Source organism: Ensifer sp. ENS08 (assembly GCF_014852195.1).
Taxonomy (GTDB): Bacteria; Pseudomonadota; Alphaproteobacteria; order Rhizobiales; family Rhizobiaceae; genus Ensifer; species Ensifer adhaerens.
Map to the genome: position 1 here is coordinate 117,338 of NZ_JACVBF010000008.1, position 12,315 is coordinate 129,652.

The 12,315-nt window shown below is 65.2% G+C and carries 13 protein-coding genes; 7 read left to right on the forward strand and 6 right to left on the reverse strand.

The genetic code is table 11. The annotated features are described in order from the left end of the window. Nucleotides 1–22 precede the first annotated feature (22 nt). The 7 genes from IB272_RS19040 to leuB all read left to right on the forward strand — a co-directional run bounded on the left by IB272_RS19040 (nucleotide 23) and on the right by leuB (nucleotide 6,617). The gene (locus tag IB272_RS19040; RefSeq protein WP_034801757.1) at nucleotides 23–973 is read left to right on the forward strand and encodes an ABC transporter permease; all 951 of its coding nucleotides are present in this window, start codon (nucleotides 23–25) and stop codon (nucleotides 971–973) included. Further along, nucleotides 973–1,833 carry an ABC transporter permease gene (locus tag IB272_RS19045; protein ID WP_060521844.1) on the forward strand — a complete coding sequence of 287 codons (861 nt, stop codon included), beginning with the start codon at nucleotides 973–975 and terminating at the stop codon, nucleotides 1,831–1,833. Before IB272_RS19040 ends, IB272_RS19045 begins: the two co-directional genes overlap by 1 nt. Beyond that, a complete protein-coding gene (locus tag IB272_RS19050) occupies nucleotides 1,830–2,846 on the forward strand; it encodes an ABC transporter ATP-binding protein (protein WP_060521843.1) in 1,017 nt (338 codons plus the stop codon). The genes IB272_RS19045 and IB272_RS19050 overlap by 4 nt, the downstream gene beginning before the upstream one ends. Next, the gene (locus IB272_RS19055; protein ID WP_082566572.1) at nucleotides 2,843–3,817 is read left to right on the forward strand and encodes an oligopeptide/dipeptide ABC transporter ATP-binding protein; all 975 of its coding nucleotides are present in this window, start codon (nucleotides 2,843–2,845) and stop codon (nucleotides 3,815–3,817) included. Before IB272_RS19050 ends, IB272_RS19055 begins: the two co-directional genes overlap by 4 nt. 10 nt (nucleotides 3,818–3,827) lie before the next feature. After that, the gene (locus IB272_RS19060) at nucleotides 3,828–5,216 is read left to right on the forward strand and encodes an amidase (RefSeq protein WP_060584598.1); all 1,389 of its coding nucleotides are present in this window, start codon (nucleotides 3,828–3,830) and stop codon (nucleotides 5,214–5,216) included. After that, nucleotides 5,198–5,443 (forward strand): hypothetical protein, encoded by a 246-nt coding sequence (locus IB272_RS19065; RefSeq protein ID WP_060539375.1) that lies wholly within the window; start codon nucleotides 5,198–5,200, stop codon nucleotides 5,441–5,443. Before IB272_RS19060 ends, IB272_RS19065 begins: the two co-directional genes overlap by 19 nt. A gap of 64 nt (nucleotides 5,444–5,507) precedes the next feature. Beyond that, nucleotides 5,508–6,617 (forward strand): 3-isopropylmalate dehydrogenase, encoded by a 1,110-nt coding sequence (leuB, locus tag IB272_RS19070; RefSeq protein ID WP_089042909.1) that lies wholly within the window; start codon nucleotides 5,508–5,510, stop codon nucleotides 6,615–6,617. 116 nt (nucleotides 6,618–6,733) lie between these two features. Here leuB and IB272_RS19075 read toward each other — a convergent pair whose 3' ends face one another. From IB272_RS19075 to IB272_RS19100, 6 genes are read right to left on the reverse strand one after another with little or no spacing between them, the layout of a single operon-like run. Next, a complete protein-coding gene (locus tag IB272_RS19075) occupies nucleotides 6,734–7,483 on the reverse strand; it encodes an SDR family oxidoreductase (RefSeq protein ID WP_089043034.1) in 750 nt (249 codons plus the stop codon). Between the two features lie 20 nt (nucleotides 7,484–7,503). Beyond that, nucleotides 7,504–8,346 carry a fumarylacetoacetate hydrolase family protein gene (locus IB272_RS19080; protein ID WP_060604348.1) on the reverse strand — a complete coding sequence of 281 codons (843 nt, stop codon included), beginning with the start codon at nucleotides 8,344–8,346 and terminating at the stop codon, nucleotides 7,504–7,506. Nucleotides 8,347–8,388: 42 nt separating this feature from the next. Next, the gene (locus tag IB272_RS19085) at nucleotides 8,389–9,411 is read right to left on the reverse strand and encodes a hypothetical protein (protein ID WP_060604350.1); all 1,023 of its coding nucleotides are present in this window, start codon (nucleotides 9,409–9,411) and stop codon (nucleotides 8,389–8,391) included. Continuing rightward, on the reverse strand, nucleotides 9,408–10,301 hold the full coding sequence (locus tag IB272_RS19090) for an SMP-30/gluconolactonase/LRE family protein (RefSeq protein ID WP_192444659.1): 894 nt from the start codon (nucleotides 10,299–10,301) through the stop codon (nucleotides 9,408–9,410). The genes IB272_RS19085 and IB272_RS19090 overlap by 4 nt, the downstream gene beginning before the upstream one ends. A gap of 9 nt (nucleotides 10,302–10,310) precedes the next feature. After that, on the reverse strand, nucleotides 10,311–11,423 hold the full coding sequence (locus IB272_RS19095; protein ID WP_060582279.1) for a mannonate dehydratase: 1,113 nt from the start codon (nucleotides 11,421–11,423) through the stop codon (nucleotides 10,311–10,313). A 19-nt stretch (nucleotides 11,424–11,442) separates the two neighbouring features. Further along, a complete protein-coding gene (locus IB272_RS19100; RefSeq protein ID WP_034787900.1) occupies nucleotides 11,443–12,228 on the reverse strand; it encodes an SDR family oxidoreductase in 786 nt (261 codons plus the stop codon). Nucleotides 12,229–12,315: the final 87 nt, after the last annotated feature.

The following is a 12,315-nucleotide window of genomic DNA, read 5'->3' on the forward strand; positions in this document are numbered from 1 at the left end:
TCGCTCTTTCCGGGAGGTTGATGTGATTTCCTTCATTGGCGGTCGCCTCGTGTCGCTCTTGCTGACGACGCTGGTCGCCTCAGTCATCGTCTTTCTGCTGATGCAGGTGCTGCCCGGCGACCCCGCCGTGCTGATGCTCGGCATGAATGCCGACGCAGATGCGATCGCGGCGCTGCACCGGCAGCTCGGCCTCGATCAGCCGATCTGGATCCGCTACCTCCACTGGATCGGCGGCTTCGTGGTCGGCGATTTCGGCATGAGCCTCACCTATTCGGTGCCGATCCGGGAGCTGCTTGGCCCGCGCATCCTGGTGACGCTGCCGCTGGCGCTGCTCTCCATGGCAATCTCGGTCGCCGTCGCCATCGCCATCGGCGTCTATGCCGCCGCCAACCGCGGCAAGGCCGGCGACACCGTCGTCATGGGCATCGCCCAGGTGGGCGTCGCCATCCCGAACTTCTGGCTGGCGCTTCTCTTCATCTTGCTCTTCGCGCTGAAGCTCGCCTGGTTCCCGGCCTCCGGCTTTGCCGGCTGGGAAGGCGGCATCTGGAACGGCCTGCATTCTCTCATCCTGCCGGCGCTCGCACTCGGGCTGCCACTTGCGGCCATTCTCGGACGCGTCACGCGCTCGGCCGTCATCGAGACGCTCGGCGAGGATTTCATCCGCACCGCGCGCGCCAAGGGGCTTAGCCGTTCGGGCGCTCTCTGGAAGCATGCGGTGCCCAATGCGCTCATTCCGGTCGTCACCATTATCGGCCTGCAATTTTCCTTCCTGCTTGCCGGCACGATCATCATCGAAAATGTCTTCAACCTGCCGGGTATCGGCCGCCTCGTCTTCCAGGCGATCGCGCAGCGCGATCTCGTGACGGTGCAGACGCTGGTGACCCTGCTTGCCGCCTCCGTCATCACCATCAATTTCCTCGTCGATCTGGTCTACGGCTATCTGGATCCGCGCCTGTCGAGGGGAGGCCACTGATGTCCGCTCCTGCAACCGCCGCGCAACCCAGCCTCATCTCCAAGCTTATCGGCAGCCGAAATCTGACGATCGGGGCCACCGTCACCGTCATCCTCGTGGCGATGGCGCTCGTCTCCTATGTCTGGACGCCCTATTCGCCGACGGCGATGAATTTCCGCGACAAGCTGCAGGGACCGAGCCTTGCCCATTGGTTCGGCACCGACAACTTCGGCCGCGACATCCTGTCGATGATCATGGTCGGCGCCCGCAACTCGATCAGCGTCTCGATCGTCGCGGTTCTCGTCGGTGCCGGCATCGGCGTGCCGCTTGGCGCTTGGGCGGCTGCTCGCGGCGGCTTTGTCGATGGTCTCGTCATGCGCATGAGCGACCTCGCCTTCGCCTTCCCGGCGCTTCTGACCGCCGTCATCATCACCGCGATCTTCGGTCCGGGCGCTACCAACGCGATGATCGCGATCGGCATCTTCAACATACCCGTCTTTGCCCGCGTCACCCGCGGTGCCTCGATGGGCCTCTGGAAACGCGAATATGTGCAGGCCGCGCGCTGCGCTGGCCGCGGCGACGTCGCGATCACGTTTCTGCACATCCTGCCCAACATCAACCACGTGCTGCTCGTTCAGGTGACGATCCAGTTCGCCTTGGCGATCGTTGCCGAAGCCGGCCTTTCCTATGTCGGCCTCGGCACGCAGCCGCCGATGCCGAGCTGGGGCAAGATGCTGAACGACGCCCAGACCTTCATCTATCAGGCGCCCTGGCTCGCGATCTTCCCGGGCCTGGCGATCACCTTCGCCGTGCTCGGCCTCAACCTGCTCGGCGATGGCCTGCGCGACATTCTCGACCCGCGCGTGAGGCGGCAACGATGACCAAACCCTTGCTTCACATGGCCGGCATGTCGGTCGAACTCACCGCGGGCAAAAGCACGGTCGATATCGTCTGCGACATCGATCTCGAACTCAACCGCGGCGAACGGCTTGGGATCGTCGGTGAGTCCGGCAGCGGCAAGTCGATGACAGCCCTTGCCGTCATGGGCCTGCTTCCGCAGCGCATGCGGGTGCGCGGCGAACTTTCCTTCGACGGCCGCAATCTCGCGGGCTTGGACGAAGCCGACTATTGCGGCTATCGCGGCCGGCGCATGGCGATGATCTTCCAGGAGCCGATGACGGCGCTCAATCCGGTCAAATCGATCGGCGCGCAGATCGCCGAGGGACGGCGGCTGCATCTCGGCGAAACGAAGGCCGATGCGGAGAAGAAAGCGCGTGCGCTGCTCGACCGCGTCGGCCTGCCGGCGCCGCGCTTCGACCTCGATCTCTACCCGCACCAGCTCTCCGGCGGCCAGCGCCAGCGCGTGATGATCGCCATGGCGATCGCCTGCGAACCGGATCTGCTGATTGCAGACGAGCCCACGACGGCGCTCGACGTTACGGTGCAGGCGCAGATCCTTGATCTGCTCGACGAGCTGATCGAAGACACCGGCACAGCGCTGATGCTGATCACCCACGATCTCGGCGTCGTCTCCGAGATGACCGACCGCATCGCGGTCATGTATGCCGGCCGCATCATCGAAACCGGGCGCACGGACGATGTCTTTGCGCGCATGGCGCATCCCTATGCCCGCGGCCTTTTCGCCGCGTCGCCGCATGGCGCAGCCCTTGACTCCCGCCATCAAGGCGGTGGGCGCCCGCGGCTGAATGCCATCCCCGGTATCGTTCCGGATCCCTTTGGCCGTCCATCCCACTGCTCCTTTGCGGACCGCTGTTCCTTCGCCGAGGCCGACTGCCGTCAGGCGATCCCGGCACTCGACCTGATCAATACCGATGGAAATGTGCAGCATCGCGCCGCCTGCTTTCATCCGCGCGAAAGGATGGTGGCACCATGAGCGAGGTGATCCTCAAGACCACCGATCTGGTGCGCGAATACGACCTGCCGCGCCCGTCGATCTTCTCGAAACAGAGCCGCCTGCGCGTGCTCCATGGTGTCAGCGTCGCACTCGCCGCCGGCCAGAGCCTCGGCATCGTCGGCGAAAGCGGCTCCGGCAAGTCGACCCTGGCCCGCGCCGTGATGGGGCTGGAGCGGCCGCAATCGGGCCAGGTGTCGATCGCCGGCAAGGATATCTACGCGCTCGATCGCGCCGGACTGCGAGAGGCGCGCAAGGGGTTTCAGGCGATCTTCCAGGATCCCTACGGCTCGCTCGATCCGCGCCACACGGTTCGGACGATCATCTCCGAGCCGATCGTTTCACTGGAGCGTGGAACGGGCACCACGGAGCGCAACCGGCGCATCGCCGAGGTGCTGGAGGCCGTCGGCCTACCCTTGGCGTCGGCCGACAAGTATCCGCACGAATTCTCCGGCGGCCAGCGCCAGCGCATCGCCATCGCCCGCGCGCTGATCACCCGGCCGGCCCTGATCGTCGCTGACGAGCCAGTGTCTGCACTCGACGTCTCGATCCAGGCGCAGGTTTTGAACCTGATGATGGACCTGCAGGAAAGGCTCGGCCTTTCCTATCTGTTCATCAGCCACGATCTCGGCGTCGTGCGCGCCATCACCGACCGGGTTGCCGTCATGCATCTCGGCCGCATCGTCGAGGAAGGACCGACGGCCGAGGTCTTCGACAACCCGCGCCATCCCTATACTCAGGCGCTGGTCGCTGCCGTGCCGAAACCGTTTTCCGGACGGCGCAAGCGGGTGCGTTCCGCTGGGCCGCCGCAAACGCCCGTCCATACCGCAACGACCGCAGCCGGCTGCGCCTATGCTGCCGTCTGTCCCCGCAGGCAGGAGATCTGTCTGACCCGAACGCCTGAGGCCAAGCCGGTGACGCCGGCCTGGTCCGCCCGCTGCCATTTTGCCTAGGAAGTGCCCCATGTCCGAACTCGCCGATCTCTCCGCCGTCGATCTCGTCGACGCCTACCGCTCGAAGAAGCTTTCCCCCGTCGAGGTCACCGAAGCGGTGATTGCCCGCATCGACGCTTCCGAGCCAAAGCTGAACGCGCTTTGGGCCTATGACCCGGCCGAGGCGCGCAAGGCCGCCAAGGCATCGGAAGAGCGCTGGGCAAAGGGTGAACCTCTGGGCGCAATCGACGGCGTGCCGGTGACGATCAAGGAAAACATCGCAACCAAGGGCACCGCCGTGCCGCTCGGCTGTGCTGCCGTGTCGCTGACGCCTGCAGCCGCCGACGCGCCGCCGGCAGCCCGCACCCGCGAGGCGGGCGGCATCCTTCTCGCCAAGACCACCATGCCGGACTACGGCATGCTGTCTTCCGGCCTTTCCAGCTTCCACAAGCTGGCCCGCAACCCCTGGGACCTCTCAGCCAATCCGGGCGGCTCGAGCGCCGGTGCGGGTGCTGCTTCGGCCGCCGGTTATGGTCCGCTTCACATCGGCACGGATATCGGCGGCTCGGTCCGGCTGCCGGCCGGCTGGTGCGGCATTGTCGGGCTCAAGCCTTCGGCCGGCCGCGTGCCGATCAACCCGCCCTTTATCGGCCGCGTTGCCGGCCCGATGACCCGGACGGTCGTCGACACGGCACTCTACATGTCGGTGCTGTCGCAGCCAGACGCCCGGGACACCATGTCCCTGCCCTATGCCGACATTCCCTGGCTCGATCTTGATCGTGATCTGAAGGGTCTGAAGATCGGCCTCTGGCTCGACGCCGGCTTCGGCCAGTCGGTCACGCAAGAAACGGAACAGGCGGTCAAGAAGGCGGCACAGCTCTTTGCCGATGCCGGCGCGATCATCGAGCCGATCGGCCCCTTCCTGACGCGCGAAATGATCGACGGTCTCGACCGCTTCTGGCGGGCGCGCGGCTGGGAAGACGTGTCGCGCCTTTCGCCGGAAAAACAGGCGCAGATCCTGCCCTATATCTTCGACTGGATCAAAACGGCCGAGAATTTCTCCGGCCGCGAGGTCTATACCGGCTTCGCCCAGATCGACGCCATGCGCAACGCGCTGCATGCGGCACTTTCCGGCTATGATTTCATCCTGTCGCCGACGGCCCCGACGGCCTCCTATCCGGCCGAATGGGCCTCGCCGGTCAACGACCCGCAGAAGCCGTTCGAACACATCGCCTTCACAGTCGCCGTCAACATGGGCGGCCAGCCGGCAATCTCGCTCAACTGCGGCTACACCTCGGGCGGCCTGCCGATCGGCCTGCAGATCATCGGCCAGCAGTTCGACGACATCGGCGTGCTGCGCCTCGCGCGTGCCTTCGAGACAATGCGCCCTCAGCAGCGCCCATGGCCAAAGGTCGCATGATGAGCAACACCATGCGTTACACCATCGAAAGCGGCGATCTCGAAAACATCGTTTCCCGCCTGCTCGACATCGTTCGCCGGCTCGGCGTCAGCGTCTCGAAACTCGCGATCGAGGTAGACGGCGGCAACGCCAATCTTGAAATCGCCCTCGCTCCGGCTTCGCAGGCTGTCGCCAACACGCTGCGAGAGCGCATCGGACAGATCGAAGGCGCGAAGGCGGCGGTCTAGTCCGCAACATTATCAACGCGGCCGTGCCGCTTTACACCGACTGAAAACCACAGGAGTGCCGACAATGGCCCGCAAACTTTTCATCCTCCCCGGCGACGGCATCGGCCCGGAAGCCATGGCGGAAGTCCGCAAAATCATCGCCTACATGAATGCCGAGCTTGGTGCCGGCTTCGTGACGGACGAGGGCCTGGTCGGCGGTTCGGCCTATGACGCTCACGGTCAGGCGATCTCGGAAGAGGACATGGCAAAGGCGCTTGCCGCCGATGCGGTGTTGTTCGGCGCCGTCGGCGGTCCGAAGTGGGATGCGGTGCCCTACGAGGTTCGCCCGGAAGCCGGTCTGCTGCGCCTGCGCAAGGATCTCGAGCTCTTCGCCAACCTGCGCCCGGCGATCTGCTACCCGGCGCTTTCCGCCGCCTCGTCGCTGAAGCCCGAACTGGTCGAAGGCCTCGACATCCTGATCGTGCGCGAATTGACCGGTGGCGTCTATTTCGGCGAACCGAAGGAGATCGTCGATCTCGGCAACGGCCAGAAGCGTGGCATCGACACCCAGGTCTATGACACCTACGAGATCGAGCGCATCGCCGGCGTCGCCTTCGAGCTGGCCCGCACCCGCAACAACCGCGTCTGCTCGATGGAAAAGCGCAACGTCATGAAGTCGGGCGTGTTGTGGAACCAGGTGGTGACCGAGACGCACAAGGCGAAATACTCCGACGTCCAGCTCGAGCACATGCTGGCGGACGCCGGCGGCATGCAGCTGGTGCGCCAGCCCAAGCAGTTCGACGTCATCGTCACCGACAACCTGTTCGGCGACATGCTGTCGGACGTGGCGGCGATGCTCACCGGTTCGCTCGGCATGCTGCCGTCCGCCTCGCTCGGCGCACCGGATGCGGTCAGCGGCAAGCGCAAGGCGCTCTATGAGCCGGTGCATGGCTCGGCACCCGACATTGCCGGCCAGGGCATCGCCAACCCGATCGCGATGATCGCCTCCTTCGCCATGTGCCTGCGCTATTCCTTCAACCTGGTGACGGAAGCCGACAATCTGGAGAAGGCGATCGCCACCGTGCTCGACCAGGGCATCCGCACCGGCGACATCATGGCCGAAGGGGCGAAGAAGGTCGGCACCACCGAGATGGGCGACGCCATCCTTGCCGAGTTCAAGGCGCTGTCGGCGTAAGCGACAACCCATCCTGAACGGCGTCACGCTGACGCCAACAGGCCTACGAAAACCAACACCTCCGGAGCGCATCCGGAGGTGTTTTGCATTTCACGGCCCTGCGAGAATGCGGCGTCTCAGATCGTGATGCCGCCGTCTATGTTGATTGCCTGGCCGGTAATGAAGGCCGCCTCGTCGGAGGCGAGGAAGGCGCAGATGGCGGCGACTTCTTCGACCGTGCCGAACCGGCCGGCCGGCTGGCGGCTGATGAAGGATCGGTAGGCCTCATCCCGGCTTCCAAGCTTTTCGCCAAGTTCGCCGATGCGCTCTTCCAGGGAGGGCGATGCGACAGTGCCGGGGCAGACCGAATTGCAGCGAATGCCCTGAGAAACGTAGTCAGCTGCCACCGCCTTGGTCAGGCCTATGACGCCACCCTTGGCGGCGCCATAGGCGGCACGCCGCGGGAAACCCTTGATCGAGGAGGCAACCGATCCGATGGTGATGATGCTGCCGCCATTGGCCTTCATCTTCGGGATTGCGCCGGCAATGACGTTGTAGGCGCTGTCGAGCGTAATGTTCACCGAGCGCCGCCAATCGGCGGGCGAGCATTCCTCGATCGTGCCCTGATGCACGTAGCCGACCGCGTGCACGAGGATATCGACCCGGGCGAAGGCGTCGAAATAGGCACCGACCGCCACATGATCCGTCGCATCAAGCCGCGTCGTTGTAGCCCCTTCGAGCGTGGCGAGCAGCTCGACATTGATGTCGCTGGCGTGGACCTCGGCGCCTTCAGCCATCAGTCGTTCGGCGACCGCGCGGCCGATGCCTTGGCCGGCAGCCGTGACCACGGCAATGCGCCCGGCCAAACGTCCCGTCTTTTCCTTCATGGTGAGACCCTTCTGCATGTCTAGAGGGATTGAACGACCTGACGCTGGCGGCCGAGTCCATCGATACCGAGTTCGACCACGTCACCGGGCCCAAGATAGCGCGGCGGCTTCTTGCCCATGCCGACGCCGGGGGGCGTGCCGGTGCAGATGAGATCGCCGGGCTCCAGCACGCAGAAGTCGCTCATGTAGGAGACGATGGTCGCGACGTCGAAGATCATGCGCGCGGTCGTACCCGCCTGCATGCGCTCGGCGTTGACGTCGAGCCACATCGACAGGGCCTGCGGGTCCGGAACCTCGTCTTTCGTCACAAGCCAGGGGCCCGTCGGGCAGAAATTGGGGAAGCTCTTGCCCTTCACCCACTGCCCGCCGCGCTCCATCTGCCAGGCACGTTCGGAGACATCGTTGACGATCGTGTAGCCGAGGACATGGTCCATAGCCTCGGCGCGCGATACGTTGAGCGCCCGCTTGCCGATGACGATGCCGAGCTCGACCTCCCAGTCCAGCTTCGACATTTTCTCGGAGTAGAGAAGCGGTGCGTTCGGGCCGCAATAGGTGCCGGCCGCCTTGTTGAAGAGGATCGGTTCGGACGGCACTGGCAGTCCCGCCTCTTCCGCATGGTCGGAGTAGTTGAGGCCGACGCACCAGATCGTACCGGGCCTTGCGACAGGCGGCAGGATGTCCGCATCGACCACCGGCATCACAGGGAGCGCCGCGAAATCGGCGCCGGAGAGCACTGCCAGGACACCAGGCAAAGTCTCCGCCGTGAAGTCCTGGACGAGCGAAGACACCTCCCGCGCCTTGCCCTCGCCGTCGAGGATGCAGGGCACGGCAGAGCCGTCGACGGTGAGACGCAACAATTTCATTCTCTTGGCCTTTCAGTTGGATATGTCTCAGCGAGCGACCGTTCAGCCGATCGGAGCGGCTTCGACGGAAAGCCGATAGCGGGTGGTGAAGGTCTGATCGGGTTCGAAGGCAATCGCCGTTGCAACGCCGGATCCCGCGATGGGGCTGTCGCCCGTGGAGACCGCCGGTCCGAGATCGAAGGCGGATGCGATCGGCTCGACGCCGAGCGCCACGTGCCGCCCATTCCAGGGGTAGGCCTTGCGACCGCGGTTGCTGTACCAAAGCAGCAAGCTTGGGAAATGCTCGTTCTGCCAAGTGAGCCGCGCGCGAAAACCCTCGTCGCGATAGTGAAGCGCCAGGCTGCCGTCGATGCCCGAGAGCTGCAGCAGGTCCTCGGTCTCCTCGACAAGCGGCACCTGCGACGCATCGAGCATGACACCTTTGCGCGTCTCGACCTTGCCGAGCGATAACCATTGCCGATCGGGCGAGAACAGAGCCGCGCCCGGCTCGACATCGGCGGGAAAACTCCAGACGCGATCATGGGCGCCGGGTTCGATCGTGACCGAACCGGGGCGGCTCGGCAGCCGGAACGTCGGATGCAGGCCGATCGGCAGGCGGCACGGACGCCGGGCCTCGATTTCCAGGGTGATGTCGATGGAGGGCGCATTTGGATCCGGCACGATCTGCCGCCGCAACAGTCGGATCGGATGGTTCTCCGGATAATGGCATTCCATCGCTATCTGGTGGTCGTCGCAGGCACCCCACGCCCAATGGACATTGGAGCTATGGCCATGCGGCACGCCGGCGCCGTCGAAACTCTCACCGTCTACGGACCAGCCTGCAGGAAGCGTGCGGCTGGCGTCGCTGCCGAAAGGCACGCACGGCCACTCGCCACGCAATTCCTTCAGGATTTCCGGCAGCGTCTCGCGCTCGGGATCGTTGCCCCAAGGCGCAACTTGCAAGGGGCTGACTTGCCGCCCGTCCGGAAGCAGGAACAGCACCGGGCCGAGCATGCCGCCGAGCGACTGCACCGAGAGGCAGCCATGCGCCCAGGCGAGCGCGCGCCGTGTGGTCTCCGCGCTCACTTTGTAGCCGCCCCGAACCGGTTTTCCGGCATGCCAGCGACCGCGACGCGCATGGCATAGAGGCTGCCGGCGAGACGCTCGGCTGGCCCCGCCCCGGCCGTGGTGATGTAAAGCGTCTTCAGGTCGGCGCCACCGAAAGTGCAGGTGGTGATGTTGGTGACCGGCAAATCGATCGTCTCGGCAAGGCTGCCATCCGGCGCAACACGGGCGATGCAGCCACCGCCATAACGGCAGTTCCAGAGAAACCCCTCGCTGTCGATCGCCGAGCCGTCGGGCGCGCCGCGATCGAAACCGGTGAAGAAGGGTCGTTCGCCGGAAATCGAGCCGTCCACGGCATGATAGTCGAAGGCGTAAATCTCGTTTGCCAGCGTATCGCCGAAGTAGAAGGTGCTTCGATCCGGGCTCCAGCAGAGCGTGTTGGAAATGCCGAGGCCATGCCGCCATTCGGTGACGTTGCCATCGGGCGCGATCCGGCAGAGGATGCCCTCCCCGGGCGCGACATCGCCGAGCTGGCCATCCGGAAGGACGTTGTTCTTCATCGAGCCGACCCAGAAGTTTCCGAGGGGATCGGCGCGACCGTCATTCAGCCGAACACGCGGCGAACCGGGCAGGACGAAGCCGTGATCCTGCCGCCGGTCGGTTTCGGGCCACCACCATATGAGCTTCGAGCCGAGAGCGATGAGCAGACGCCCATCTTCACGGGTCAGCGAGATCGCCACCACCGGCTCGTCGAAGAGCCACGTCCTGACCGCGCACGTCGCCTCGTCATAGCGGTGGATCAGAAAGCGGTTGATGTCGGTCCAGTAGAGCGCCGCCTCTTCCGCCGACCAGACGGCGCCCTCGCCGCAGCGGTCGCCGACGGGCGCGACACAGACGAGCTCACGGGCCATCTCCGCCTCCTATTCCGCTGCGATGCTTGTCGGGATCGAACGCGCAGGCCCGAGCGCCTCGGCGTTCTGCACAAGCGCCTTCATGTAGCCGAGCGCAAAGGCCTTGCCCGCATGCCAGGAGGCGCCGCAGGTCATGGCCGGCGTATGGTCGGGGATCATTACACCCTGGTAGTTTTCGTCGCGCAGGATGCGGATGATTTCGGCCATGTCGATATCGCCCTCGTCGACGAAGGTCTCGACATAACGCGGCATCTTTCCGCGTACGTTGCGGAAGTGGATGTAGCCGATGCGGCCGGAGCGGGCGAAACGACGAACGTGCTCGTAGATATCCCCTCCCGGCATTTCCTGCAGCGAGCCGAGGCAGAGTTCGAGCCCGTTCGAGGGCGAGTCGACGATCGCCATCAGCCGGTCGTACTTCTCCGGACGGTTGACGAGCCGCGCGGTGCCACGCAGTTCCTCGGCCGGCGGATCGTCCGGGTGAGCGCCGAGCACCACGCCCGCCTCCTCGGCGACCGGCACGACCTCCTTCAGGAAGCGGCTGAGGCGGTCCCAGAGCTCCGCCGAGCTGACGGAAACGGAGGCAGCGCCGGCGACGCCACGACGATAGCGCATGTTCCAGACCATGCCGTCTGGGATCGGCGCATCCGGGCTTGGCGCGATGCTGTTTTCGACGCCGAAGCCGACGGATTCCGCACCGCCGCGGGCATAGGGGCCGCGGGTCCAGCCATAGACGCCGGCAAGCGAGAAATTGTAGCCGATGCAGGGAATGCCGGCGCGACCGGCATCGCGAATGAGCTGCTTCAGCCCCTCGATCTGCTGCGCCCGCTCTGGCCCGTCGAGCAACACGTCATGCCAGAAGCGCGGCGAGAAGTTCTCGATCGCCGCCACTTCCAGCCCACCGGCCCGCACGTCCTTCACCAGCGCCGACAGCTCTTCGTAAGTCCAGAGCCGGTCACCGGAGCAATCACCCCAGCCGCCCTGGTCGCCACTGTCGATCTTCGGATCCTTGCCGGCGAAATAGTTGGTGAGATGCGCGACGACGTGGGTCGCGCCCGCCTGCAAGGCAAACTGAAAGTTATCCGGGGTGAGTTGCTCCCGGTAGAGCCCAAGGCCGATTTTCATCTTGTCGTTTCCTATCCGATTATTTGACGCCGATGCCGGCGGTGAGGCCGCCGTCGATGCGGAAGTCCGAGCCGGTGACGAAGGCGGCGCGATCCGAGGCGAGATAAGCGACCAGCTCGGCCACCTCCTCCGGCTCGCCGATGCGGCCGATCGGGTGTGCAGCGCCGAAGCGGGCAAAGGCTTCCGCCTCGCTGACGCCCTCGCCGCCATAGGTGCGGGCTGCAAGCGATAGCAGCGGCGTGCGCACCGAGCCTGGGCTGACCGAATTGACCCGGACCTTCGCCGCCGCATGATCGAGCGCCATGGCGCGGGTCAGCGCATGGATCGCGCCCTTGGAAGCGACATAGGCGGCGACGTTCTGCTGGCAGGCATGACCCTGCACCGAGGAGATGTTGACGATCGCGCCGCCGCCGCGCTTCATCATTTCCGGAATGCCGAAGCGGCCGGTGAGATATATCGAGCCGACATTGACCGACAGGCAGCGCGCAAAGGTCTCGGCGCTGGTGTCGAGCACGGTGCCATAGGGGTGAACGGCGGCGGCATTGACGATGATGTCGAGGCCGCCGTGGCGCAGCACCGCCTCGCGCACGGCCGCTTCGACCTCTGCTTCCACGGCAACGTCCGTCAGTCGGGTCGACATCGGCAAGTCGCGCTCTTTGGCTATGCGGTCGAAGATCTCGTTGGTGGCGACGTCGTTGCCACAGGCAAGCACGGTGGCGCCTGACGAGGCGAGCCGGATCGCCGAGGCAAGCCCGATCCCGGACGTGCCGGTGACCAGCGCGATCTTTCCCTTGAATTCAGTCATGATTGTCTCCGCGATGGATCGCGATGATCCGGGCCGGCGTCGACCCGAGATCATAAGCGTGATCGTTGGTCATAAGGGGGAGCGGGA